Source organism: Treponema succinifaciens DSM 2489 (assembly GCF_000195275.1).
GTDB lineage: Bacteria > Spirochaetota > Spirochaetia > Treponematales > Treponemataceae > Treponema_D > Treponema_D succinifaciens.
On sequence record NC_015385.1, the window covers coordinates 973,096 to 998,999 of the forward strand.

Annotated in this window: 21 protein-coding genes, 1 tRNA gene, 3 rRNA genes and 1 pseudogene; 16 read left to right on the forward strand and 10 right to left on the reverse strand. The window is 41.1% G+C overall.

Going from position 1 to position 25,904, the window contains the following annotated elements; all coding sequences use genetic code 11:
• Positions 1-34 precede the first annotated feature (34 nt).
• The 5 genes from TRESU_RS04615 (at position 35) to TRESU_RS04635 (ending at position 5,308) form a co-directional block, all read left to right on the forward strand.
• A 16S ribosomal RNA gene (locus TRESU_RS04615) occupies positions 35-1,577 on the forward strand.
• A gap of 80 nt (positions 1,578-1,657) precedes the next feature.
• A tRNA-Ala gene (locus TRESU_RS04620) sits at positions 1,658-1,731 on the forward strand.
• 76 nt (positions 1,732-1,807) lie between these two features.
• A 23S ribosomal RNA gene (locus TRESU_RS04625) occupies positions 1,808-4,756 on the forward strand.
• Between the two features lie 46 nt (positions 4,757-4,802).
• A 5S ribosomal RNA gene (gene rrf / locus TRESU_RS04630) occupies positions 4,803-4,912 on the forward strand.
• The 16S, 23S and 5S rRNA genes sit together here with 1 tRNA gene alongside, the layout of an rRNA operon.
• A 213-nt stretch (positions 4,913-5,125) precedes the next feature.
• Complete coding sequence (locus TRESU_RS04635) at positions 5,126-5,308, forward strand: hypothetical protein (protein ID WP_041611977.1); 183 nt, start codon at positions 5,126-5,128, stop codon at positions 5,306-5,308.
• Positions 5,309-5,321: 13 nt separating this feature from the next.
• Here the strand turns inward: TRESU_RS04635 and TRESU_RS14160 are convergent, their stop codons facing one another.
• From TRESU_RS14160 to TRESU_RS04655, 4 genes are all read right to left on the reverse strand, one after another.
• Positions 5,322-7,082: an ATP-binding protein gene (locus TRESU_RS14160; protein WP_281054712.1), complete on the reverse strand. Its 1,761-nt coding sequence runs from the start codon at positions 7,080-7,082 to the stop codon at positions 5,322-5,324.
• A complete protein-coding gene (locus tag TRESU_RS04645) occupies positions 7,072-7,734 on the reverse strand; it encodes a hypothetical protein (RefSeq protein ID WP_041611978.1) in 663 nt (220 codons plus the stop codon). Before TRESU_RS04645 ends, TRESU_RS14160 begins: the two co-directional genes overlap by 11 nt.
• Positions 7,703-8,500 (reverse strand): response regulator, encoded by a 798-nt coding sequence (locus tag TRESU_RS14165; RefSeq protein WP_013701136.1) that lies wholly within the window; start codon positions 8,498-8,500, stop codon positions 7,703-7,705. Before TRESU_RS14165 ends, TRESU_RS04645 begins: the two co-directional genes overlap by 32 nt.
• A gap of 112 nt (positions 8,501-8,612) precedes the next feature.
• Positions 8,613-9,770 carry an ISAs1 family transposase gene (locus tag TRESU_RS04655; protein WP_245535656.1) on the reverse strand — a complete coding sequence of 386 codons (1,158 nt, stop codon included), beginning with the start codon at positions 9,768-9,770 and terminating at the stop codon, positions 8,613-8,615.
• A gap of 337 nt (positions 9,771-10,107) precedes the next feature.
• Here TRESU_RS04655 and TRESU_RS04660 point away from each other — a divergent pair, with 337 nt between their 5' ends.
• Complete coding sequence (locus tag TRESU_RS04660; protein WP_013701137.1) at positions 10,108-11,145, forward strand: ATP-binding protein; 1,038 nt, start codon at positions 10,108-10,110, stop codon at positions 11,143-11,145.
• Positions 11,146-11,148: 3 nt separating this feature from the next.
• Positions 11,149-13,365 (forward strand): S8 family peptidase, encoded by a 2,217-nt coding sequence (locus TRESU_RS04665; RefSeq protein ID WP_013701138.1) that lies wholly within the window; start codon positions 11,149-11,151, stop codon positions 13,363-13,365.
• Positions 13,366-13,468: 103 nt separating this feature from the next.
• On the opposite strand, the gene TRESU_RS04670 is transcribed toward TRESU_RS04665, so the two are convergent.
• From TRESU_RS04670 to TRESU_RS04680, 3 genes are read right to left on the reverse strand one after another with little or no spacing between them, the layout of a single operon-like run.
• The gene (locus tag TRESU_RS04670) at positions 13,469-14,125 is read right to left on the reverse strand and encodes a hypothetical protein (RefSeq protein WP_013701139.1); all 657 of its coding nucleotides are present in this window, start codon (positions 14,123-14,125) and stop codon (positions 13,469-13,471) included.
• 7 nt (positions 14,126-14,132) lie between these two features.
• Positions 14,133-15,239, reverse strand: coding sequence for a HigA family addiction module antitoxin (locus TRESU_RS04675; protein WP_013701140.1), 1,107 nt, complete (start codon positions 15,237-15,239; stop codon positions 14,133-14,135).
• A 4-nt stretch (positions 15,240-15,243) separates the two neighbouring features.
• Positions 15,244-15,555 carry a type II toxin-antitoxin system RelE/ParE family toxin gene (locus TRESU_RS04680; protein ID WP_013701141.1) on the reverse strand — a complete coding sequence of 104 codons (312 nt, stop codon included), beginning with the start codon at positions 15,553-15,555 and terminating at the stop codon, positions 15,244-15,246.
• 171 nt (positions 15,556-15,726) lie between these two features.
• On the opposite strand from TRESU_RS04680, the pseudogene TRESU_RS04685 reads away from it, so the two are divergent.
• From TRESU_RS04685 to TRESU_RS14170, 3 genes and pseudogenes are all read left to right on the forward strand, one after another.
• A pseudogene (locus TRESU_RS04685) lies at positions 15,727-16,215 on the forward strand (type I restriction endonuclease); the annotation flags it as partial.
• A gap of 750 nt (positions 16,216-16,965) precedes the next feature.
• On the forward strand, positions 16,966-17,856 hold the full coding sequence (locus TRESU_RS04695) for an IS110 family RNA-guided transposase (RefSeq protein WP_052299525.1): 891 nt from the start codon (positions 16,966-16,968) through the stop codon (positions 17,854-17,856).
• Positions 17,853-18,110, forward strand: a complete 258-nt coding sequence (locus tag TRESU_RS14170; RefSeq protein ID WP_052299527.1) for a hypothetical protein — start codon at positions 17,853-17,855, stop codon at positions 18,108-18,110. The genes TRESU_RS04695 and TRESU_RS14170 overlap by 4 nt, the downstream gene beginning before the upstream one ends.
• 439 nt (positions 18,111-18,549) lie before the next feature.
• Here the strand turns inward: TRESU_RS14170 and TRESU_RS04700 are convergent, their stop codons facing one another.
• Complete coding sequence (locus TRESU_RS04700) at positions 18,550-19,251, reverse strand: type ISP restriction/modification enzyme (protein WP_041611981.1); 702 nt, start codon at positions 19,249-19,251, stop codon at positions 18,550-18,552.
• A gap of 1 nt (position 19,252) precedes the next feature.
• Positions 19,253-19,486 carry a hypothetical protein gene (locus TRESU_RS04705; protein WP_041611982.1) on the reverse strand — a complete coding sequence of 78 codons (234 nt, stop codon included), beginning with the start codon at positions 19,484-19,486 and terminating at the stop codon, positions 19,253-19,255.
• Positions 19,487-19,672: 186 nt separating this feature from the next.
• Here TRESU_RS04705 and TRESU_RS04710 point away from each other — a divergent pair, with 186 nt between their 5' ends.
• The 6 genes from TRESU_RS04710 (at position 19,673) to TRESU_RS04735 (ending at position 25,391) form a co-directional block, all read left to right on the forward strand.
• Positions 19,673-20,077, forward strand: a complete 405-nt coding sequence (locus tag TRESU_RS04710) for a helix-turn-helix domain-containing protein (protein WP_013701144.1) — start codon at positions 19,673-19,675, stop codon at positions 20,075-20,077.
• The gene (locus TRESU_RS04715) at positions 20,058-20,723 is read left to right on the forward strand and encodes a hypothetical protein (RefSeq protein ID WP_013701145.1); all 666 of its coding nucleotides are present in this window, start codon (positions 20,058-20,060) and stop codon (positions 20,721-20,723) included. The genes TRESU_RS04710 and TRESU_RS04715 overlap by 20 nt, the downstream gene beginning before the upstream one ends.
• Before the next feature lie 294 nt (positions 20,724-21,017).
• Positions 21,018-21,776 carry a DUF4469 domain-containing protein gene (locus TRESU_RS04720; RefSeq protein ID WP_013701146.1) on the forward strand — a complete coding sequence of 253 codons (759 nt, stop codon included), beginning with the start codon at positions 21,018-21,020 and terminating at the stop codon, positions 21,774-21,776.
• 227 nt (positions 21,777-22,003) lie between these two features.
• Complete coding sequence (locus TRESU_RS04725) at positions 22,004-23,560, forward strand: glycoside hydrolase family 32 protein (protein WP_013701147.1); 1,557 nt, start codon at positions 22,004-22,006, stop codon at positions 23,558-23,560.
• Between the two features lie 18 nt (positions 23,561-23,578).
• Complete coding sequence (locus TRESU_RS04730; RefSeq protein ID WP_013701148.1) at positions 23,579-24,562, forward strand: carbohydrate kinase family protein; 984 nt, start codon at positions 23,579-23,581, stop codon at positions 24,560-24,562.
• Positions 24,563-24,698: 136 nt separating this feature from the next.
• The gene (locus tag TRESU_RS04735; RefSeq protein ID WP_013701149.1) at positions 24,699-25,391 is read left to right on the forward strand and encodes a hypothetical protein; all 693 of its coding nucleotides are present in this window, start codon (positions 24,699-24,701) and stop codon (positions 25,389-25,391) included.
• A gap of 18 nt (positions 25,392-25,409) precedes the next feature.
• On the opposite strand, the gene TRESU_RS04740 is transcribed toward TRESU_RS04735, so the two are convergent.
• A complete protein-coding gene (locus tag TRESU_RS04740; RefSeq protein WP_013701150.1) occupies positions 25,410-25,901 on the reverse strand; it encodes a ferritin in 492 nt (163 codons plus the stop codon).
• Positions 25,902-25,904 lie beyond the last annotated feature (3 nt).

The window sequence follows — 25,904 nt, forward strand, 5'->3', positions numbered from 1 at the left end:
GAGATCTCCGGTCCCCTCGGGGGCCGAGGAAATAGGCATGGAGAGTTCGATCCTGGCTCAGAACGAACGCTGGCGGCGCGTCTTAAGCATGCAAGTCGGGCGGGATTCACGCGCTTGCGCGTGGTGAGAGCGGCGGACTGGCGAGTAACACGTGGGCGACGCGCCCTCCGGACGGGAATAGCCTGCAGAAATGCAGGGTAATGCCGGATGCGAACGCACGGGCTGGAGCCGTGCGTGGAAAGCCCCCACGGGGGCGCCGGAGGAGCGGCCCGCGGCCCATCAGCTGGTAGGCGGTGCAAGGGACCACCTAGGCTACGACGGGTACCCGGCCTCAGAGGGCGGACGGGCGCATTGGGACTGAGATACGGCCCAGACTCCTACGGGAGGCAGCAGCTAAGAATATTCCGCAATGGGGGGAACCCTGACGGAGCGACGCCGCGTGGGCGAGGAAGGCCGGAAGGTTGTAAAGCCCTTTTGCGCGCGAGGAATAAGGGGAGGAGGGAATGCCTTCCCGGTGACTGTAGCGCGCGAATAAGCGCCGGCTAATTACGTGCCAGCAGCCGCGGTAACACGTAAGGCGCGAGCGTTGTTCGGAATCATTGGGCGTAAAGGGCGTGTAGGCGGCCCTGCAAGCCTGGCGTGAAATCCCGGGGCCCAACCCCGGAACCGCGCTGGGAACTGCTGGGCTTGAGCCGCTGTGGCGCAGCCGGAATTCCAGGTGTAGGGGTGAAATCTGTAGATATCTGGAAGAACACCGATGGCGAAGGCAGGCTGCGAGCGGACGGCTGACGCTGAGGCGCGAAGGCGCGGGGAGCGAACAGGATTAGATACCCTGGTAGTCCGCGCAGTAAACGATGCACACTGGGTGTCCGGGCATGAGCCCGGGTGCCGAAGCGAACGCGTTAAGTGTGCCGCCTGGGGAGTATGCCCGCAAGGGTGAAACTCAAAGGAATTGACGGGGGCCCGCACAAGCGGTGGAGCATGTGGTTTAATTCGATGGTACGCGAGGAACCTTACCTGGGCTTGACATACACAGGGATTGCCTGGAGACAGGCAAGCGCAGCAATGCGCCTGTGAACAGGTGCTGCATGGCTGTCGTCAGCTCGTGCCGTGAGGTGTTGGGTTAAGTCCCGCAACGAGCGCAACCCCTGCCGCCAGTTGCCAGCATGTAGAGATGGGCACTCTGGCGGAACTGCCGGCGACAAGCCGGAGGAAGGCGGGGACGACGTCAAGTCATCATGGCCCTTATGTCCAGGGCTACACACGTGCTACAATGGCAGGCACAGAGTGAAGCGAGGCCGCGAGGCGGAGCGAAACGCAGAAAACCTGCCGTAGTCCGGATCGGAGTCTGAAACCCGACTCCGTGAAGCTGGAATCGCTAGTAATCGCGCATCAGCACGGCGCGGTGAATACGTTCCCGGGCCTTGTACACACCGCCCGTCACACCATCCGAGTCGGGGATGCCCGAAGCGGGCAGGCCAACCGAAAGGGGGCCGCTCTCGAAGGTATGCCCGGCGAGGGGGGTGAAGTCGTAACAAGGTAGTCGTACCGGAAGGTGCGGCTGGATCACCTCCTTTCTAAGAGAAGGGGAGCGGCAAGTGTGCGCCGCAAGAAGGGCGTTTCTTCTTGACGCTTCTGCTGTCTGTTCCTTGTGCCTGGGGATTTAGCTCAGTTGGCTAGAGCATCGGCTTTGCAAGCCGAGGGTCAGGGGTTCAAGTCCCCTAATCTCCAGTAACGAAGAAAGCTGTTTGAAACTGATAGGGAAGGAAGACGAGACGAGAAGGTAAGAAAGAGGAAGAGGCAATATGGCCAAGCGAGAACAGGTCCATGGCGGATGCCTTGGGGCCGCAAGGCGATGAAGGCCGCGGCAAGCTGCGAAAAGCCCGGGGGAGGAGCACACATCCTGTGATCCCGGGGTAGCCGAATGGGGCAACCCGCGCGCCGGGAGGCGCGCACCGCGCGGGCGAATGAAATAGCCCGGCGGAGCCACACCGCGTGAAGTGAACCATCTAAGTAACGCGGGAGAAGAAATCAACAGAGATTCCCTGAGTAGTGGCGAGCGGAAGGGGAGGAGCCCAAACCGCCTAGAGCGGGGTTGTAGGGCCGCATGGGGATGACCCGCGGAGGGGAACGAATCGGGACGCGCAGCGGAAGGAGCCGGAGAGCTCCGCCGGAGAGGGTGACAGCCCCGTACGCGCAACGCGCCCCGCCTCCGTGATGCGGTGCCTGAGTAGGGCGGGGCACGAGGAACCCTGCCTGAATCCGGGTCGACCACGATCCAAGGCTGAATACTCTGCGGCCACCGATAGCGAAGAAGTACCGTGAGGGAAAGGCGAAAAGAACCCCGGCGAGGGGAGTGAAAGAGAACCTGAAACCATGGACCGCCAAGATGCCGCGGGCACAGGAGCTTGCGGCGTGTCTTTTGTAGAATAAGCCTGCGAGTCGCGGTGCGCGGCGAGGCCAAGGGATTGCAGTCCCGGAGCCGGAGGGAAACCGAGTCCGAACAGGGCGGAGAAAGTCGCGCGTCGCGGACCCGAAGCCAATGTGATCTTACCATGGGCAGGGTGAAGCAGGGGTGAGACCCTGTGGAGGCCCGCACGGTAATCTGTTAAAAAAGGTAGCGATGACCTGTGGTAAGGAGTGAAAGGCTAAACAAACATGGAGATAGCTGGCTCTCCCCGAAATGCCTTTAGGGACAGCCTCGCGCAGGGACGCCGGAGGTAGAGCTCTGGACGGGAGAGGGGGAGTCAAATCCTACCGGTTCCGACCAAACTGCGAATGCCGGCGCCTGTCGCGCGGGAGTGAGACTGCGAGCGACAAGGTCCGTAGTCGAGAGGGAAACAGCCCGGACCGCCGGCCAAGGCCCCAAAGCCATGCTGAGTGTGAAATGAGGTGCGGATGCGCAGACAGCCAGGAGGTTGGCTCAGAAGCAGCCATTCCTTGAAAGAGTGCGTAACAGCTCACTGGTCGAGCATCCGCGCGCAGACAATGTAGCGGGGCTAAGCATGGCGCCGAAGCCGCGGATTCGCGCCTTATGGCGCGACTGGTAGGGGAGCATTCCGCTGACCCATGAAGGCGCGCCCGCGAGGGGCGCTGGAGGAGGCGGAAGAGAGAATGCAGGCATAAGTAACGAAAAGACGGGTGCGATCCCCGTCCGCCGGAAGCCCGAGGTTTCCAGGGTAAAGGCAATCTGCCCTGGGTAAGCCGGCCCCTAAGGCGAGGGCGAAAGACCGTAGCCGATGGGAAATACGGTCCATAGTCCGATGCTTCCCCATGTTTCGAGGGCAGGACGCATGAGGCGAGGCCAGGCCGGAGAACGGTAGTTCCGGCCGGAGCGGCGAGGCGTCGAGGGCGGCAGGCAAATCCACCGCCCGAGCCGAGCCGTGAGCGAGCGGAGAGAAAGTCGAAGCGAAGCTGGCGCAGCCATGGTGCCGGGAAATACTGTCTAAGGCCAGGCATGGGGGAACCGTACCGCAAACCGACACAGGTGGGCAGGATGAGAAATCCGAGGCGCACGAGCGACCTCGCGTTAAGGAACTCGGCAAAATGCGCACGTAACTTCGGGAGAAGTGCGGCTCATGTTAGAGATGATAATGAGCGGCAGAAAGCAGGCCCAGGCGACTGTTTATCAAAAACACAGCCATCTGCGAACCAGCGATGGGACGTATAGGTGGTGACACCTGCCCGGTGCCGGAAGGTTAAGGGGAGCGGTCAGCCGCAAGGCGAAGCTGCGAACCGAAGCCCCGGTAAACGGCGGCCGTAACTATAACGGTCCTAAGGTAGCGAAATTCCTTGTCGGGTAAGTTCCGACCCGCATGAATGGTGTAACGATTCTGGGCGCTGTCTCAACGCGAGACTCGGTGAAATTTATGTTCCGGTAAAGAAGCCGGATACCCGCAATTAGACGGAAAGACCCCGTGAACCTTCACCGCAGCTTAGCGCTGGGACCCTATTCGGCATGTGTAGGATAGCTGGGAGCCTGCGAGGCGTGGCCGTCAGGCTGCGCGGAGGCGCCGGTGAAATACCAGCCCTGCCGGATGGGGTTTCTAACCCGGCCCCTTGAGCGGGGGCGGGGACAGGGCTAGGCGGGCGGTTTGACTGGGGCGGTCGCCTCCCAAACAGTAACGGAGGCGCGCGAAGGTCCCCTCACTCCGGTTGGGAATCGGAGCGCGAGTGTAAAGGCACAAGGGGGCTTGACTGCGAGGCAGACATGCCGGGCAGGTGCGAAAGCAGGTCTTAGTGATCTGGCGGTTCCGAGTGGAAGGGCCGTCACTTAACGGACAAAAGGTACTCCGGGGATAACAGGCTGATTTTCCCCAAGAGTTCACATCGACGGGAAAGTTTGGCACCTCGATGTCGGCTCATCGCATCCTGGGGCTGGAGCAGGTCCCAAGGGTTTGGCTGTTCGCCAATCAAAGCGGTACGTGAGCTGGGTTCAGAACGTCGCGAGACAGTTCGGTCCCTATCTGTTGCGGGCGTTGGACGCCTGAGTGGGGCTGCCTTTAGTACGAGAGGACCGAGGCGGACAGACCTCTGGCGTGCCGGTTATCCTGCCAAGGGTAGGCGCCGGGTAGCTAAGTCTGGAAGGGATAACCGCTGAAAGCATCTAAGCGGGAAGCCCGCCACGAGACTAGGCGTCCCTAGGGACGTGATCCCCCTGAAGGCCCCCGGGAGAATACCGGGTCGATAGGCCGCAGGTGCAGGCGCGGCGACGCGCACAGCCGAGCGGTACTAATAGGCCGTGAGGCTTGGCCATATTACCGTTTCCTCTGGACACCGCGTCCGTTTTCCTTTGTCTATACGCCGGCCGCCATGGCGGGGAGGACATGCCCGTTCCCATCCCGAACACGGAAGCCAAGCTCCCCTGCGCCGATGATACTGCCCATGGCGGGAAAGTAGGTAGCGGCCGGCTTTTATCTTATACATGCTTTCATGAGGCTGTTTTTTAAGTTGTCAAAACTTCTTAAAAGACAGCTTTTTTTTTGCAGTTTTTATCGTCTTGTTTTTTTCTTTAGGCATTCATTAATCGGTTCAGATGACGGATATTTTGGCGCACGGATATAAGAAACGCTTGTATTTCCATTTGATATGTTGATTTACTTTGTTAAATATGTATAATTTCAATATGACAAAAGAATTTTCAAATTGGACTGATTATGACCATTGGCTTATTGCAGATTATGGAATGATGGTTATAAGCGGCAAAGAAAGAATGGCTACAAATTACGATAAATATTTCATAAATAAAATTGAAGAGATTGATGGAAAGATTGTTGTTGAATATGAGGAAGCCAATACACCAAGATAATTTTTTTTGTTACTTAGCTTACAATATTTTTTATAGTTTCAAAATCAATTTCTTCAACGGCCTCTTTTAAGTTTTCGAATTTTAATTTTAAACTTTCTGGAAGTTTTATATTTGAAAGAATATTTATTTCGTCTTCAATTGATGCAAGGTCACATTCTTCTGCGAATTCTTTTATTTTCATCACTATGTGTGAAAGCTCGTCTTTTGAAACTACTGGAAGTTCTTCTTCATTTTCAATATGCTTGTTGAACCGCGTATTCAGTTCTATTTCAGACATAATACACTTTTCAATAAGTTCTGGCGTTTTGTCCTTTATAAAATCAATATTTTTTTCAGCTGCTGATTTTTCAAGTTTCTCTGTAAGAAAACTCAGTTCGTGGAAACCGCAAATTTTTGCTGAGCTTTTTAACGCATGGACTTCTATTTTGAAAAGTTTTAATGACTGCTCGTTTCCTTCTTCTGCTTCTTGTTGGTATTTACGAATCAGTTTTGCTTTTTGTGGAATTTGATGCAAAAAGGTTTTTAGAATAGCTTCATTTACTGGCTCTGAAAGTTCTCTTTTTTCTGATTCAGTTTTAGCATTTTCAAAAATGCATTTAGAACGTAGAAGCCTTGTCCTCATTATGTGGTCAAGCTTTTGTGCTTCAATTGGTTTTGGAAGAAAATCATCGAATCCGCAAGCAAGAAAATTTTCACGCGCACCGTCTGTTGTATTTGCTGTAAGCGCAACTATGCAGTTTTGTATTCCCTTTTTCTTTTCTTCGCCACGAATTATTTTTGTGGCTTCTTCTCCATCCATAATCGGCATCATGTGATCCATAAAAATAATGTCGAATTTTTCTTGCTCAGTTTTTTTTACAGCTTCCTCTCCATTCATGCATGTTTCAACTTTGCATTTATATTTTGCAAGATAGCCTTGTGCCACGAGAAGATTAACTTCATTGTCATCGACAACGAGAATTTTTGCATTTGGAGCTATGAAAGAGATTGATTCTGTTTTTTTATTTTCTTTTGATTTTCCAATAGTTTGTGGAATTGAAAAGTAAAAATTGCTTCCTTTTCCATATTCACTGTCTACACCGAATGTTCCGCCCATAAGGGAAACAAGCTGCTTTGAAATTGCAAGTCCAAGTCCGCTGCCTTCTTTTTTTCTGTTGTGCTGCAAATCAACTTGCTGAAATGAAGTGAAAAGTTTTTCTAAGTTTTCTTTTTTTATTCCAATTCCTGTGTCTTTTACGGAAAAATCAAGGATAATTTTTTGATTTTCCAAAAAGCTTTCTTTTGATTTTAAGGGTTCATGCAGTTTTACAGTTATTTTGATTTCGCCTTCTTCTGAAAATTTTGCCGCATTTCCTGCAAGATTTAAAAGCACCTGTTTTATTCTTATATCGTCTCCAAAAAGATTGCGCGGAACATTGTTGCTGACATCTATAGAAAGTGCGACTGATTTTGATGCAAGTCTGACTTTTATAATTGATTCAACATCGCTTATTAATGTATCAAGATTGTAGTCTGCAGGAACAATTTCGAGTTTTCCTGATTCTATTTTAGAAAAGTCAAGGATGTCATTTATAATAGTTAGAAGCGTATGCGCAGCGCGGTTTATTTTCTCGAGATAAGTTGCTGTAATCGGAGATGAATCTTTCAGTGCAATTTCTGAAAAACCTAGAATCGCATTCATCGGTGTTCTTATTTCATGGCTCATCGTGGCAAGAAATGTTGATTTTGCCTGATTTGCGCTTTCTGCTTCTGCCCTTGCTTCCCTAAGCCTTATGCTTTGCCCGCAGTATTAAATTCATTTGCCTTACGATTACACAAAAATAGCCTAGCACTACAAAAAGATAGAGATTTGGTTTATAGAATATACTTGGATCTAGTTTTTGTACAAAAAGAATTTCTATTACAATTACTGCTGTTGCTGCTGTAACAAGAGGAATTATAATAACTGGTATCAGATTGAATATGATTACTGAAACAAGGCTGCTTGTAAAATAAAGTGCAAAGTCAAGTTGACTTGTCGTATGAAAATCTGTAATAAGCATAACTACATTCCATGCGATTATAAATGCAACATACAAATGGGAAAGCAAAATAACTCTGCGTTGCCTTGTGTGAAGATTGTTTCTACATGGGCGATTAAAAATATATACTGCGACAGAAGCGCATACTAACAAAATATAAAGTATGTTGTATAGACTTTGCCATTTCATAAAGTCTGGATTTTTTACTATATTGCTGAATAATAATATTGCTGCTTCAAGAATTGCAACGATTGGTGCGACTTTGTCCAATATGGAGCTGTTGTTTAAGGCGGCAAGAAAAGAAAGTTCTTCTCGTTCTGCTTGATTTTGAATTTTATAATCAGATTTTTCTGCTGTCTTGAACTTTATATTTTCAGTTTGTTTCATTTTTTTCAAAAAAGTCATCTATTCTTTTTAAGATTTCTTTCGGCTGCATAGACTTTAGAATATATCCTTCCGGCTTCAGACTCATTGCGCTTTTTACACTTTCTGTATCGCTCACACCTGTAAGAAAAAAAACAGGAATGTCTTTTGTTTTTTCTTCAGAGCGAATCATTTGAAGTGTCTGGATTCCATCGCAAACTGGCATCATGTAGTCAAGAAGAATCAAGTCTGGTTTTTGTGTTCCGAGCAAAGAAATTGCAGATGTTCCAGATTTTGCAACTGTTGTTTTGTAGGATTCTTTTAGTATGCTGATTAAAGCTCTGAGCATAACTGGGTCATCATCAACGATAAGAATATGCTTTCGGCTGTCAGTTTTTTGCTCTGGCTTTTTTAATTTAATTTTGTCGCCTCTTTTTGTATGCATTGATTCAAGTGCAATTGAAATTTTTTCAATAATATTTGACATTGGAGTTGGCGTTATAATGATTCCTATTATGCTTCCGCCCCAAGGCATTATGTAGTCTTTATAGTCAAATTTGTTTCCAATGAAAATAATCGGGAAGTTCTTTGACTTTTCATCTGTAACTATCTTTTGATAAGCTTGTACATCCTCATGTGAAAGTTCATTTGAATATACTGCGATTAAGTCTGGCTGCATTTCGGCAGCTCTGCCAGGAAGCACTATTTTATTAAAATCTTGCATTATGATTTCATAATTTTTTGAAAGTGAATTGAAAATATCACTAGCTGTTTTTGAAATATTTGCAACAAATAAAATTTTATCCATATTTTCAAAATTATATCACAATGCTTTTTTTATGAATAGAATAACCTAAATACGAATCAGGGCAAACGCATGTAAAAACACTTTCTGATAAAATTACAGAAAGTGTGAAATTTTAAAGGAGCCTTAAAACCGTTTGGCGGAACTGGCGGTTTTCCCGAAACCAGATCGTGCGCTTGCTTAAACTGTCCTGTTTTTTATTCTCCGGTTTTTCTGCTTGGCGTAAGATATTTAATGCAAGCCGGCGCATAACTGTCATGTTTTCCGGACTATGATCCTTTCGGTGCCTTTTGTAGTCCTCATTGAAAGTCATATCAAGACACCAGTGAAGGCGGTTTTCAATTCCCCAGTGTAGTCGAATTGATTTTTTCACAAGTTCAATGTTATCAAGTGAAGTTAGAAAAAACCTGATGTCTGTGGAAGTTTTTCCATTTACAGTCCGTTCTTCCCGTGCCATGGCAACAGCCTTAAGTCCCGGCCACTCATCTTTATTCTCCAGCCACGACAGGTTCGTGCACAGGTAATACTGCCTGTTTTCAATTCGTCCATGGTCAGGATTACATTCCTTTTCGCTTTTTATAACTCCGTATTTTGCAAGCTCCTTTTCATCCATAGAGAAAAAGTCTTTTACGGCTTCGTGTGTCGTGCTTTGATTTCCTTTCAAAGAAAGAACATAGTCTGCTTTTTTTTCCTTAATTTTCTCGCAGATTTTTTTCTGGCAGCCCATTGCATCGATTGTGATTATCATTCCCCTTATATCAATCAGTTCCAGAAGCTCAGGAATTGCAGTGATTTCATTTGACTTTTCATCTGTCTTTACCTGCCCAAGAATGAGGGACAGTTCATCTGCCCATGCACTTACAATGTGAATTCCCTTTGCTCCCGTGACCTTGTTTGAGCCGCACATCGTCTTTCCGTCGATGGCAACAATTGTTCTGTCCGGTTCAATTTTTACTTTCTCGTAAATTCCATGAGCCCACTTTATAAAAACTTTCTCGATTTTATCTGCGTTCACATTTCTGAAAACCCGGAGAATTGTGTCGGCACTTGGCGGACCGAACTCAAACTTCACCAGCCCCTTGATGGACTCTTCCGCTTCCTCCGCCCATTCAGCTATGTGCTCAATGTCCTTGATGCCGCTTAGCAGCCCGAACAAAACCAGCAGGAAAATATCAGCCAGTTCAAACTTCCTGCACCTTTTTACTCTAAAATCGTCTATTTCTTCCAGACTTTCTCTTAAAAGCATAATTCCACCCAAGGGGAATTTTACCATTTTGTGCATTTTTTAAATAGTAGTTTAGAGATTTAAAACAAAAAATTTTTACATGCGTTTGCCCTGAATGACTCCTTGACACAAATTCCTTAAACTTTTATTGTAAGGTATTAACTTTTTTGTGACTCGTTCAGAGTTATAAATAATTTTTTAAGGACTATTTGCAGGTGGTGCTGCTTTTAGTCCTTTTTTATTGGAACAACGTTCCAATAGTCTGATGGGACTATATAATAAAGATATATAAAAAAATTAAAGTCGTCAACCAAAAAAATCAATTACGTCCCAAAAATATTGCTTTTTGTCCCTAATGATATTATACTATTCTCTGGAGACCATTATGAAAAAGCGGAATGTCATTAATCTTATAAAATATTATACAGAGCACAATGATATTGCATTTAGAGATGAAGCTTACGAAATTGCAAATGATTTTTATTCTTCTGGAGATAGAGAACTTGCAGAATATGTAATGGCTCTTCTTTCAAGTGCAAACACTTTTGTTCCTCAGATGAGCGAAAGTGATATATCTTTTGTTCATAAAATTGATTATTCTTCTGAACCATTGCCTCTTCCGGAATTAATTAAGAATGATATATTAGGTGTTGTTAATGCTATTGGTCATAATGCGGGAATTAATAAATATCTTTTTTACGGAGCACCGGGAACTGGTAAGACAGAAACTGTAAAACAGGTTGCACGTATTTTAAACCGTGAATTATACATGGTTGATTTTGATAATCTCGTAGACAGTAAGCTTGGTCAGACTACTAAAAATATTGCAAATCTTTTTGCCCAATTAAATTCAGTTGCTCATCCAGAAAGACTTGTCATTCTTTTTGATGAAATTGATGCAATAGCGTTGGATAGAACTAATTCAAATGACTTAAGAGAAATGGGGCGTGCAACTTCGGCAGTATTAAAAGGTTTGGATAGTTTAAATGAACAGTTGGTTGTAATTGCAACAACAAATCTTTTTGACTCTTTTGATAAAGCTTTAATTCGGCGTTTTGATTCATGCATTGATTTTAACAGATATTCAAAAGAAGATTTGCTCGATGTTGCTCAGATTATTCTTGGTTTCTTTCTTAAAAAGTTTGATTTTGCAGGCAAAAATATACGTTTATTTACAAAGATATTAAATCAGATGGATTCTATTCCATATCCAGGTGAACTTAAAAATCTTATAAAAATAGCTATTGCATTCAGCAATCCAAATGATGAGTTTGATTACCTTAAAAGGCTTTATGCTTCTGTAACAAATAATCTTCATCCTGATATTAAAGAATTACAGGAGAAAGGATTTACTGTTCGTGAAATAGAAATTCTATCTGGTATTTCTAAAAGTCAGGTGTCTCGCACTTTGCAGGAGGCTTAAATCATGAATGATATTCTGCAATTAAAAGGTCATTTTGAACAAAGAAGAAATCCAAATAGACCAGGCCCAAGAAATCTCCCTGCGGGACAAACTGTAAAAGTTTCTCATTTGATAGATTTACGTAATCAGCTTATTGATTTGGTTGAATTCTGGAAAGATAAAACTTTATTTTCTAAAGCACTTGTTTCTGTTCATTATACAGATGTCGTAGCTAAAAGTAATCGAATAAAAGATTTATTGTCTGAATCTGTTAATGGGGCAAACGATTCGATTGTTGGTGCTAAGTTTTCAGAAACAGAAGATACTGTAAGGCATATAATCACACATTGTATTAAGCAGGAAACTTTGAAAAAATCTATTAGTGATCTGAATACTTGTATTGATATTCTTAATTCTCAGTTTGACGGGAAAATCTCCGTTGAAACGATAGAACAAATTAACAGAAATATAATCTCTATTGAGGGCCTTCCTAAAACAAAATTCGTTTCGATAATCGTTGATTCTCATTATGTAGATTATTTCGGAATTGAAAAAGACATTGATCCAATAGAAAACCGTTCAGTAATTACTTTGTTCAGAACAGATGTTCGTTCAATCGAAATAATGCGGAAAATAGGAATCTCGGAAACAAAACTTCAGCAGCTTGATGATATTACTTTTGTTATGAATCCGGATCAGTTTGATATTTTGAGAGAACAGGTTCCGTATCTTGTTGCAATGTCTGTAAGTGATATTACAGAAATACCTTCTGTTGATTTTGAAAAAGAAAAATACATTGATTCTGAATTTCCTATTCCTGAACCAACAAATGAACCGGTTGTTGGTGTAATAGATACACATTTTGATAAGAGTGTGTATTTTTCTGATTGGGTAGAATATGTAAACTCAATGTCAAAAGAGCTACCTATAGAAGTGCAAGATTATGATCACGGAACAATGGTTACATCGATAATTGTAGATGGACCGGCTTTGAATCCGCGTCTGGAAGATAATTGTGGACGATTTAGAGTACGTCATTTTGGTGTTGCAAAAAAAGGAAGAAACAACTCTTCTACAATTATGCGTGAAATAAAAAAGATTGTTTCTGAAAATAAAGATATAAAAGTATGGAATCTTTCATTAGGGTCTGAACTTGAAATCAGTAAGAACTTTATTTCACCTGAAGCAGCTATATTGGATCAGATTCAAGTAGAAAATGATGTTGTATTTGTTGTTTCTGGAACAAATAAATCAGAGGAAGAAAATGGTGAAAAACGTTTAGGGTCTCCTGCGGACTCAATTAATTCAATTGTTGTCAATTCTGTAGATTTTGAGGGAAATCCGGCAGCATATTCCAGGGTTGGTCCAGTTTTGTCCTTCTTTAATAAACCCGATTTGTGTTATTACGGCGGAACAAATGAAGACAGAATAACGGTTTATGCACCGTATGGAAAAGCAAAAACCTATGGAACATCTTTTGCCGCTCCATGGATAACAAGAAAAATGGCATTCTTGATTTATAAAATGGGACAAACTCGCGAAGTTGCAAAAGCATTATTAATTGATTCTGCGGCTGGTTGGAAGAAAACCTTACTTGCTTCAAAAATTGCCGGTTATGGTATTGTACCCAAAGATATTACAAAAATTATTCAATCTGAAGATGACGAAATTCGATTTGTGATATCAGATATATCTGAATTGTTTGATACATACAATTTCAATATTCCAATACCTGTTTATCAAGATACACAACCTTTTATTGCAAAGGCAACTCTGTGCTATTTTCCAAGATGTGCAAGAAATCAGGGCGTAGATTATACAGAAACAGAACTGGATCTTCATTTTGGACGAATCAAAGATGATTCAATAAAACCGATAAATAATAATATTCAGAATGATGAAGGAATGCATTTCTTAAAAGAAGGTCGAGCGCGTCAACTTTATAGAAAATGGGATAATATCAAACTTGTAGGAGAAGAATTAAAAGATTCTCCAAGAGCAAGAAAAGTATACGGTGATGGCCGTTGGGGCATTAGTTTAAAGACTAAAGAACGTCTTAATTATGATAAACGTCCTATAAATTTTGGATTAGTTATTACATTAAAAGAATTGAATGGCCAGAACAGACTTTCCGAATTTATACATTTGTGTTCATTGCGAGGATGGCTTGTAAATAGAATCAATATTGAAAATCAGATTGATGTATTTAATAAAGCCGAACAGGATGTTGAGTTTGAATAGTTTTTTGATTTTGCATAAATTGTGCAAAATCAATGTAAATTCTTCATAAAAACATTGAATTTCTTTTCGTATTTTACCTTTAAGGAAAATTAAGTTATTACTTCTACTTACTTTCTGAAGAAATACAGTTTTCAAGATATAGTAAAAGTTCATTAAATTTGTAAGCTCTTTTCTTTTCAAAGAAAATAAACAGTGAAACTACTAGAGGAAATACAAAAATAAAAATTGAAATTGTGCTAAGCGGAGTTTCTAGTTTCGATACTTCCTCGATGTTTTTTGCAAATAAATAAATTAAACTAAATAAACTAACATTCTGTATCCCTTCAAAAAAGAAAGAATATTGATTATCAAAATTTGTTTTTTCAAGTGATAAATATTCTTTAAATTCAGCTAATATTCCTGGATTTTCTATATTTAATTTATCTATCAATTTCATAATTTCTAACTTTGTTTCTTTATAATTATTAAAATTCTGAACAATTGAATGTGCGGAAATTTTTTGAAATTTATATAAATGCTTTGAAGTACAAATAAAACCTATGATTACATAGATTAGCTGAATGGCATAGGAAACAATAAAAACTAACATAGAAATTGTTTCAAACAGTTTCTTTTTTATCAAAATTACTGATACAATTTCGAAAATTAGTGGAATAAATGTAAAAATAATTGTAAGTTTAAAGTCTTTAAATGTAAATGATATACGCCTTTTATCTTTTCCCAAAATTCTTTCAATCAATAAAATCAAATCTTCATTCATAATTTCGCTACCCCTTAATAAACTCTTCGTTAATCTTTTCCTTAGCATTTGTTCTAAGTTTACTGAATTTCTTCCACTCAATAATTTTGTAATGCTGCAAGATTCCCAATACAACAGGAGCTGCAATTTCTAAACTTTGGCTTATCTGCATAAGACGGTCTAATGTAAAATAATGGCGGTACTGAGTTCCTAGCTCAAGAATCTCATCGGTGTGAAGTAATTCAGAAGCTTTAGCATCGGCCTGGATTTCCAGTTCTGAACTGGCACTTGAATCCATATTATCAAGGCAGCCTTGTTTCAGGTGCTTTAAATGCAAAAGAATATGCGAGATTTCGTGAGCAATAACAAACCAGAAGTTATCAACTCTATCGTAGCGGGCTGTATAGACAATGAATGGATTTTCTCCGAGTGTAAAAACTGCGCCATCAAGATATGTTTTTTGCAGATGACTTAGAACAAAAAAGCCAACGCCACAGGAATGTAAATCAGAAATAATTTTATTTATTCCGTCTTTCTGCAAAGTGTAAGAGCAAAGGTTTTCTGCAATTTTTTCTAAGCCTGCTTTATGGTATGAAGGAAGGCTGATTTGTTCTGCATAAATTTTTGCAAATTGATACCACACCTTGCAATATGTCAAAGTGTAATCAAAATCATAGTTTGTCTGGCGGGCGCAGAAGTTCATTGCATAATTTTGGGGAACTGTTTCTTCATTGCCAAAAATGCGTTTTCGTTCTTCTTTTATTCCATAAACTGTTGAAACATCATTTACAAACCAGCCTTTCTTTTTCATTTCGTATACAGGCATAAGTTTTCTGAACTCTGCTTTTGCCTTGGTGATTTCTTTTTTTTCTGATGGCTTTTCTTCCAGCTTTCTAAGCTGATATTTTGCATCAAGGTTCAACCACATTTCTGCAGAAGTAGAAAATGTTTTGCCAAGTAATTCTGCAGTTTCTGGAGTGATAGCCTGCTTATTGTTCAAAATGAGATTTACACTCTTTGTTGATAATCCTAAGATTTCTGCAAGATCATCCTGCTGCCAGCCAAGTTCTTCAAGTGCATCTTTGATAATGTCTCCAGGTCCTGGATTATAAAAAGGCTTTAATGTTTCGGACATGTTCTTAGTCTCCATAATGTTTTGTTAAATCATAAAGGCCAATAATGCCGATTGTGCATTCATTATTGGTCCACTCAATTTCCATTTCCAGGCGCCAGGTTTTGTCCATGCGCATAGAATATCTATTGTTTCCCTGTAGATGTTCAAAACGATACGATGGAAAATTCCATAAATCTTGAATAACTGTAGCCGCAGATAATACATCGACAGCACGAACAAGCTTTTTTACAATTTGAGCCGGTACGTTCTTGTATTTTTTTGAGGAACTTGTCTGGTACAAAAGTTTTAATTCTTCATTAACAAACTTTACTTCCATGTATTGCCTTATACGTAATGTATAATATGTCGGTTTATTTTGAATTGTCAATAGTAAAAAGAGGTCGCGGGTAATATCTACCTTTCCTATTTGCTGTTGGTGAGGTTAGTATGGTATTTTCTGTATTTTGTAGTATAATTTCATAATTGAAGAATAAGGAGTTTTGATTATATGTCCGCCGATTACAACGAAGAAGCCTATGAAAATGCTCTGATTGAGTTGTTCCAGAATATGGGATGGGAGCATGTTTATGGGCCGGAAGTTGAACGCGACTGGCATTCTCCGCTTTATGATTCTGTTCTTGAAGATTCTATCAGGCGTCTTAACCCAAAGGCTGCTCCTGCTGCGATTGACGAGGCGCTTCTTAAACTCCGACATTTTGAAAATGCTGAACTTAAAAAGAAAAACGCCCTTTTTATGGACTACCTGCAGAATGGTATTGAAGTAAGCTTTTCCGCAAATGGTGAAACAAAATCTGACATCATCTATATTGCAGACTTTAATAATCCTTCAAATAATTCTTTTATCGTTGCAAATCAATGGACATTCATAGAAAACTCGAATAAACGACCGGATATCCTTCTTTTCTTGAACGGACTTCCTGTCTGTCTTTTTGAATTAAAATCTCCGAGCCGTGAACAGACTGATGCTAGCGAGGCTGATTCCATTGGCGTTCCCGTCTGCTGTAGCAGACGGTCGGGCTATTCGCGGTTCCGCTGTCGCTCCATTGCCTAAAGGCAACGGCTTCGCCGCCGCTACTATCCCTAACGCAGAAACATTATTTATTTAATTTTAACAGTTCCTTTTCAAACAAATTAAATACAGGTTCTATAACATCTAGAATATGGAACCCATAAACCAAAATCAAAAGAACACTATTATCAAATTTAAAATATTTATTAGAACCATTTGGAACAGGGTATTTGGCACCCCAAATAACCATGTCTGATAAATCTTGCAACACTATTCTCAGTGTCTTCAAATCTTGCTGATACTTAAAAGGTTTGTATTTTTGCGAGAATAATCCAGCATTTTCTGCTATTGAAAGTAAATCATGACACTTTTTTCCCGATTTACCACCTGATATGTTGTGCCATTTGTCAATGACAAAACAAACTTTAATATAAAAAAAGAAAAGGCTTTAGAAATCAAGATTTTCGGCACTAGACCATCCTGATATTCGTGGATTTAAAACTTGAAGACGTAAAGCTCAAGTCTATTACCGACAGGTCAATGATCCGCCAAAAGTTCTTTCTGTCTATTAAGCGGGAGTTCGCAGTAATTTCTTACTGTTTAGCCCATAGACAATATGTAGTGCCATCCAGTTTGTAAAAACGTGGATTTAGCGTCAAAATGTTAATGATAAAAATAACAGTATGGGCATTACCTCATACAAAGTGGAGGCACTACATGGAAAGTATAACACGAAACGAAAAGATTTTGTACGTTGGAATTGATGTTCACAAGGACACCTATTCACTTTGCAGCTTTGATTTTCACAAGAATGAACTTTCTGATGAAATGACAATCAAGGCAACAACGAAAGCTGTAATAAAATACCTGGAGGCAATAAAGAAAAAGCACATGGAAGAAATCCTGTTCGCCTGTGGATACGAAGCAGGACCAACAGGATATGGTCTTTGCCGCGGATTACAAAAGGCCGGTTATGGCTGCGTTGTTATGGCACCGACAACAATGTCGAATCCGGATGGAAAGAAGCGGGTAAAAACTGACAGAATTGATGCGAGGGCAATAGCGAGAATCCTTGCATATAAATCTTACAGTCAGGTTCATCTTCCGAGTGAAGAAATGGAGGCCCTGAAGGAATATACAAGAGCAAGAGATGCAAAGAAGAGAATGTTTAAAAAAGCAAAGCAGGAACTTCTTTCTTTCCAGCTGAGAAACGGGAAATCGTATCCAGAAAGCGGAAATTACTGGACTGAAAAATTCTTCAAATGGATAAAGACCGTTCAGTTCTCAGAAAAATGGATGCAGGAGGCTTTCAATGAGTATCTTGCGGAAGTCTACAGTCTGAAAGCAAAAATTGAGCTAATGGATATGAAAATCAGAGAAATTGCAGAGCTAGAAATCATAAAGGATAAGGTTGATAAGCTTGTGTGTTTCTCAGGTATTGATGTAACTACAGCTGTGGAAACAGTCGTGGAAATCCATGATTTTACAAGATTTGCGACGGCAGCTCAGTTTGTAAGTTATCTTGGCCTTTGTCCTGGAGAAGATTCCAGCGGAAAGACTAAAAATATGCTTCCGCTCAGCTCACGAAAGCGGGGAACAAGCGCGTGAGGGCTTTGTTCTGTGAGTCAGCGAAGGCAATAAAACGGACGAATCCTTACGGGCAGAAATCCAAGAGGATTCTTGAAAGGCAAAAGAATGCAAGCCCTGAAATTGTGGCGTATGCGGATAAGGCAACAAAACGAATCAGAACAAAAATGAAGCATCTTGAAGAACGTGGAAAAAATTACAACGTATCTTCAGCGGCTGGAGCAAGAGAACTTGCATGTTTTGTCTGGGGAATGATGAACGGAAAAATAGCTTAGTTCATTATTCATATTTTAAGTTTTGAAATAAAGAAAAGGTGGCGGAAACGGGGCAGATTTGAGTTATCTTCGTTCCTCCTATGGGCTAAACAGTAAGAAATCCTTGCGAATTCCCGCTTAATAGACAGAAAGAACTTTTGGCGGATCATTGACCTGTCGGTAATAGACTTGAGCCTTACGTCTTCAAGTTTTAAATCCACGAATATCAGGATGGTCTAGTGCCGAAAATCTTGATTTCTAAAGCCTTTTCTTTTTTTATATTAAATTTTGGTTTGTCATTGACAAATGGCACAACATATCGGAAAATGTCTTCTCTTTGAACTTTGTTTCCGTACTTGCTCTGGGCGCGCTCCAAGATAAAGTCGCTGACAGCCTCGTGCTTTACGATTTGCGCGTCGTCCCCAAAAAGAGAGTTCTGTTCCGGCTCGATGGTTTCGTATCAGTAGAGCGGGAAACATTGGGATTTTCCGATAAGTTCATAGTCTGGAATAATGTTTGTTATTATTGCAGAGAATTCTTTTGTAACCCCAATTCCAGAAACACAAATGACTAGATTCTTAGAGTCATATTTTGGAAATAAACTTAATTGTTGGTAAGTACGCTGAATGAATTGCTTGTCATAAATAAAGTTTTGTTTTATAAAAGGACGAAAGTATGCTTCACAGAGTTTTGTATCATCAAATTTATAAACGACATTTTTTTGTAAATCTCTAATAAATAAGTCTGACCATGAAATTTTCGATGAGTTGTAATCCAACACAGCTGTAGCATCTTTCAAGCCTGTTTTTTGAAATTTTTCTCTTTGTACATTATAAAAATCGACCATATTTTGTATTATTTCGGACAACTTCTTTTTTGATAGATTATAAAGAAAAGTATCCTTTGCAGTAAGAATCCCACAAGATTGTGCAGAAAACCATGTTTGAGATTTCGAACTAAATTTTTCCGTAGGCTCTATTTGAATCCAAGTACCGAATTTATCATTTCTCTGGCTAATCCAGTCGCCATGCTCGTTTGGCTTAAGCCTTGTAAACGGCAGATTTTCCATGCCCTTGAAGTTTGTGATTATGTCCAGCTTTTGTTCACGGCTCAGGTAGTCGCCTATGTCGTAGTAGTAAATTTCTGCGTTTTGTTCACTCATCTTATTCTCCATTCTTTTTTACAAGTACGGTTACCGCAATCGGTGTGCGGTTGCCAAGTCCGAACACGTTTCCAGCTTCTTTTTTGCGGAGCTCTCCGCTTGTTCTGCAGTTGCCGCGCAAGTTGAACACATAGATTTTGCTGAATTCTTTTTCCAGGGTTTTTCTAAATCCGTCCTGCGCGTTGCCGTCCAGCCAGCTTCCGTTCGATACGAACGCTATTATACCCCCCCCCATGATAATGAGCAGCCCTTTTTTGAAGAATTATTAAAGTGAAATCCCAGATAACTTATATTTACAAATTTGTGAAAAATATTTTGTAAATTACTTGATTTATTTATAAAAGTTGTATATATTTCACTTAGATGCTAAAACATAAGAATCCAAAAGATTCATTAAAGCCTTAGAACGAGAGGTACATTTATGGGAGTAACGGCGTTTGGAAAAATTTTAAGGAAAAGAAGAATTGATTCTTCAGAAATTCTTGGGGATATGGCAAAGCGGCTAGATGTAAGCGCGGCTTACCTTTCTTCAATTGAAAACGGTCTGCGTGAAATACCGGACTCTTTTGTTGAAAAGATTTCAAAGGAATACGGTCTTTCAGAGGTGGAAAAACAGGAGCTTGAAGAAGCGCAGGCGCAGTCAAAGGGCAGCGTGAATGTCCCCCTTGGCGAGCAGAAGGATTCAAGCGAATATCTTGAGACAGCTGTAATGTTTGCCAAGGATTTTTCAAAGCTTACAGAAGCGCAGGTCAAGCTGATGAAAGAGCTGCTTGAAAAGTTTCAGGCGGAATCTTCGGGAGAGAAAAATGGAAGTGGTGCAGTATGAGACACAATTAAAAGACGTAAAATATTCAGAAACTTTAGTTCTTTCTGAAAACGAGATTAAAATAGCTTCTTTCTGGAGCCACTTGCTTTGCACGGCTACTACGAACCAGAAGTTTGATCCGCTTTTTGTAATGGAAAACATAATTCCCCGTTTTGACAGGACTTTCAATTATCTTATTGAGCCGCAGGATTCCTGGAAGCACGGAAAAGATGTTGCGGCTTTTTACAATGTGGCTCAGAATGTGATTGTCATCAGAAGCGATGTCTACGAAGGCGCGCAGAATGGAAGCTATATCGACGTGATTACGGTTGCGCATGAGGTAGTGCACTGTATCCAGTCGATTATCTTGAGATTCATTAGAATTTTTGAGTGCGCGGAATTCAAAAAGGAGCTTTCAAAAATCAAGGCTGAGCAGATTCAGGAGCATGAGTTTCAGACTGATTCGATAATGCGGCTTTTGTTCTCTCCGGAAGAAATCACAAAGGGCAGAACACAGGAGGAGGTTCTGGACGAGTATGTGCTAAAGCCAGTTCTTTCGCTTCTTTGCATTCTGATAAAGAATGTAGGAAAACAGTTCCTGAATTTGCTAAAGGAAGAAAATGCAAAAAGTCCTGCCTTAAATAAGAACTTCCTGGAGGCGGTCTAAAATGAAAAAGAAATATTGTTTTTTAAGGAGGAAGCGGATGCACAATGGAATTGCCGGTGCTCTTGCAAAAAAAAACTTGAACCTACGCCAATAGATTCAAGCTTTGCAATATTAAGTCAGGATATGCCTAACTAAAAAATAACTTTGTATATCCTACTTTTTATTCTGTCTTTTTGCAAGAGCCAGAACAGCGTGCCGGTAAAATTAGATTGTTAAAATTGCCGGCTAAAACATTGCCGCATGGCAAAAAAATCAAAAGGCTCTTCACGCCATAAGTTGAAGAAGGATATATAAATGGAAAATATTTCTACATTAGAAAACAGCTCATCCTTGGTGAGCATAACATTAAAAGAAAACAAATTGAAAAAAGACGGAACTTATTACGCTACTGTAACGCGCAATAAGGCAAGCTTCAGAAACATTCTTTCAGAGATTGCGGAAGAAAACAAAGGGATTGACCCGTTTATTCTGCAGTACTGCGCAATTCTTCTGCAGAAGAAAATCTTAAAATTTCTTGAACAGGGGAAAGCCGTGAACATTCTTGACCTTGGAACTATGTACATTGCAATGGAAGTTTCTGCAAAGTCAAAAACTGAAGTTTCGCAAAACGGAAAGTTCAAGGTAAGGTTTTCTCCTACAAAACTTACAAGCTCTTCTTTGCAGAATCTTAGCATTGATAAAATCGTCTACAACGACAAGTCTCCTGAAATTGATTCTGTGGCAGACATCAGCACTGAAGAAGAGAATGTTCTTTCGCTAGGTGCACCGGCAAAAATAACCGGCGCAAACCTTAAGCTTGGTAGCGAAGAAAGCGGAATCTATTTTGCGGCTATTAGCTCAGATGAAAAATTGGAAGATTCTTCCACCTGGACAAGAATTGACGATTCAAAAGTATTCCGCAACAAGCCTGCAGAACTGAATTTCTTTGTGTCGCAAACTTTGGATTCTTCTAAAGAATACAAAGTTGTAATAAAAACAAACTACATTTCCGCAAGCGTTACCCGCAAGGAATTTTTGGAGTCCGTCAGCAGCGCTGTAAAAATAAAAGAATAACAACGTTGTAGGAACCTCAATTTTCGCCCGGTTCTTTCATGATTCGTTGTGGGGAACCGGACGTTTTCAATTTTCATCTGCCATACAATTTATAGAAAATTTTTTTTGAACGATGTTATAATAATATTTATCTTAACTGTCATTTTCATGCTTGACGCGGGAATCTTGTTCAGTAGGAATAATGTCATTAAATTTAATTTACAACTCTCTTTTACAGGAGCTGCCCCATGCAGAATTATACACTTGAAGCTGCCGCAAAAAGACAAAATGAAATTCAAGAAAGTTTAAAATCGCAGCCGCAGAATTTTCTGCTACCAGTTTTTCATGCGTTTTCACCTGCGGGATGGTGCAATGATCCGAACGGCTTTTCGTTTTTCGGCGGAAAGTGCCACTTGTTTTTTCAGTATCATCCGTATTCAACGCAGTGGGGACCGATGCACTGGGGACATCTTTGCACTTCGGATTTTGTGCGCTGGGAAATTCTTGAGCCTGCTCTTGCTCCTGATTCCGATTTTGACTGCGAAGGATGCTTTTCAGGAACGGCGATTGAATTTGAAGACAGGCATATTCTTGCGTACACTGGAGTTTCAAAAAATAAAAATGGTGAAACTTTACAGAATCAATGCTTGGCGGAAGGCGACGGTCTTTGCTACAAAAAAATTCTTCAGAACCCTGTGATTAGCGCGGCGAACGTTCCGTTTGAATTTCAGAAAGGAGATTTCCGAGATTCAAAGTTGTGGTGCGAAGACGGAAAATTTTACATGGCTTGTGTCCTCAAAATGCCGGACGGAAAAGGCTCTCTTGTCTGTTTCCGTTCTGAAAATCTTCTTGACTGGAAATTTGTTTCTGTAATTGACAGGAGCAGCGGAAAAAGCGGAATGTGGGAGTGTCCAGACATTTTTAAATTAGACGGAAAGGATGTTGTGATTTTTTCTCCGCAGGAAATGAAGGCTGATTTTGAGAACGGGCTTCACGACGGAAACAACAGCGTCTACATGACAGGATTTCTTAAGCGGCCGGAATTTATTTTTGAGCGTGAAATGCGGACTGAAAATTCCCTTAATTTTGCGCAGATTGACGGCGGAATTGATTTTTATGCACCGCAAACTTGCCTTGCTCCTGACGGACGAAGAATAATGATTGCCTGGATGCAAAACTGGGAATCGTACATTACACCTAAAAATTATCTTTGGTCTGGAATGATGACTTTTCCCCGAGAGCTTGAATTTAAAAACGGAAAACTTTTTCAGAATCCTGTGCGCGAGCTTTTATTATATAGAAAGAAATGCGAATGCGGTGTTGTCTCTGGAACTTCTAGTTTTATAAAAAATGGATTTTCCCATGGCGACATTGAACTTGAATTTTTTTCTGCTTTTGAAAATTCAGCTGACTGCAAAAATCAAGATGAAAAATTTTCTCTTGTGTTAAGCAGAAATGTTGCCGGCAAAAAGTTTTCCGTAGAATTCACTTGCGACTTTGCAGAACAAACGCTTTGCTTTGACCGAAGAAATTCTGTTGAAGGAGGCGGAAAAATAAATTTCCGCAAAATGAAATTTCCGCCGTCTTCGTTCAGAAATGAAAAATCAGCCTATGAAAAAAGGATTTCCTTGCGGATTTTAATTGATGCTTGCTCCATGGAAGTTTTTGTTAATGGCGGAGAGTCGGCATTTACAAATGCGTTCTTTCTTATTCCAGATGCTTTTGTTAGCTCTGAAAATTCCGCGGTGCTTGAAATGTCTGTTTCGGAAAATATTCGCGCTGAATACAAGATTTTTAAAATTTAAATTATGGAGATTTGCAAAATGAAAAATTACGATGTTGTTGCGTTGGGAGAGCTTCTTGTGGATTTTACTCAGAACGGGATAAGTGCGCAGGGAAACTGGCTTATGGAAGCGAACGCTGGAGGTGCTCCGTGCAATGTTCTTGCGATGCTTGCAAAACTCGGGCATTCGGTTTCGTTTGTTGGAAAAGTTGGAGACGATATGTTTGGAAAAATGCTCCAGTCAAAAATTACAAGCCTCGGAATCGGAATTGAAAATCTTGTGTTTTCACAAAAATACAAAACAACGCTTGCTTTTGTTCACACTGCAAATGACGGTGACAGAAGTTTTTCGTTCTATAGAAATCATGGCGCGGATTCGATGCTTGAAAAATCTGAATTAAAACCAGAGTTGATTTCTGATGCGAAAATATTTCACTTTGGAACTTTATCAATGACAAATGAAATTTGCTTTGATGCCACAAAGTTTGCGCTTGAGACAGCAAAAAAATCCGGCGTGCTCCGTTCGTTTGACCCGAATCTGCGGCTTCAGCTTTGGGAAGATGAAAATCAGGCAAAAGAAAAAATTTTATTCGGACTTTCAGAATGCGAAATCTTAAAGATTGCGGCGGAAGAACTTGAATTTGTTTCAGGCAAAAAATCTATTTTTGATGGCGTAAATTGGCTCCGCTCAAAATTCAATATTCCGCTGATTACAGTTACCAAAGGAAAGGACGGAAGTGAAGCATTTTACTCTGACGGAAAAATTTCTTTACATGAAACAGCCGGAACGTTTTCAAATGTAAAAACAATCGACACGACTGGTGCAGGTGACACATTCTGCGCTTGCATATTGCACGAAATTCTTTGCAACGGATATGAATCTTTTTCTGTGGAGCGTCTGCAAAAAATGCTTGTATTTGCAAATGCAGCTTCGTCGCTTGTAACAACAAAAAAAGGCTCGCTTTCAGTAATGCCTGCACGCAGTGAAATTAAGCAGCTTATAAAAGATTTCAGCATGAGATAACGGATAAAAAAATTATAAAGTTTTCGATATTGCCCCTTTGTTCTATTGCAATTCTGGCGGAAAGTGCTATTATTTATATAGCAGCTATATAGAAGCTTTTTTTTATTCGCCAGTTTTGCTTTGCAGGGGAGGGCTTGTGAAGTCTAAAATTCTTGCTGATTTTCTGAATGATCATTTTGTTTTGTTTACAAGTGTTCTCTCTGAGGTTCTCTGCGCGCTTTATGTATGGAAAGGTTTTAGCGAGGGATTTTTCGCAGGAACTTGGATTGTTGCCCTTATGAATTTTCTTTATATTCCAACCGCGTTTTTTTTCAAGCAGAAATGTTTTTCTTATTTTTATCTTGCTTATTCAACAATTCTTGTTTTTATGATTGCTTTTGAAAAAACTTTTTTGTTCAATAATTTTACGGCTCTGTTTATTGTTTGCATTGTAATAATAATAAAGCCAAAGATAAAATATATTGCCATGTCGCTTTACTTTGCGGCAGTATGCGTTGCGTTTTCAATAAACGGAGAGAGTGTGTTTCATTTTCTGATTCACATTGTCCGCAGCATCTGGTTTGTTGGAAGCGTTTTCTTTGTTCTTGAAAATCAGTTTGAACGCAAGCGGCTTGTGCTTTATGAAGATGAAGTGAAAATCTTAGAACAGCTTTGCGATGGAAAAATCTACCAGAAAGAAGTTGAAGGATTCAGCGAAAATACCGTGTACAGAAAACTCAAGGCGGCGCGTGAACGCAACGGAAATATTACCCGTGAGCAGCTAATCTCTTTATTTAAAAAAGAACGCATGGGAAGAAAATCATCAGAAAAAATATTCCGTCAGATTTAGTTTCCATGCTGCATCTTTTTATTGTCGTCCGCCAAGTTCTTTGTCAAGCGCATAAAGGCCTTCTGGTGTTGAGCCGAACATTTTGTATTTGTCTATAAGCTCTTTTGCCTTTTGCTCTTCTTCAAGCTGTTCGTTTATAAACCAATTCAAGAAATTTTTTGCAAACAAGTTTTTTTCTTTTTCAGCTTGAAAGTAAAGCGTGGTTATGAGATTTGTTACATACTCCTCGTGCTCAAGGCTTTGTTTTAGAACTTGAGAAATTGTTTCAGGCTTGTTCTTGGGCGCGCCGATTGGCATAAGTTCCACCGGCTGATTTACTTTGCACAAGTAGTCGTAAATTTTCATTGCGTGTTCTTCCTCTTCTTTTGCCTGCTGCTTGTACCATTCAGCGAATCCTGCAAGTCCTTTCATGTCAAAAAAAGCCGCAAACCCAAGATAAATATAAGCCGACTCAAATTCTTTTTGAATCTGCGTGTTTAGCATTGAAGTTAAAGTTGTAGTTGTGTTCATAAA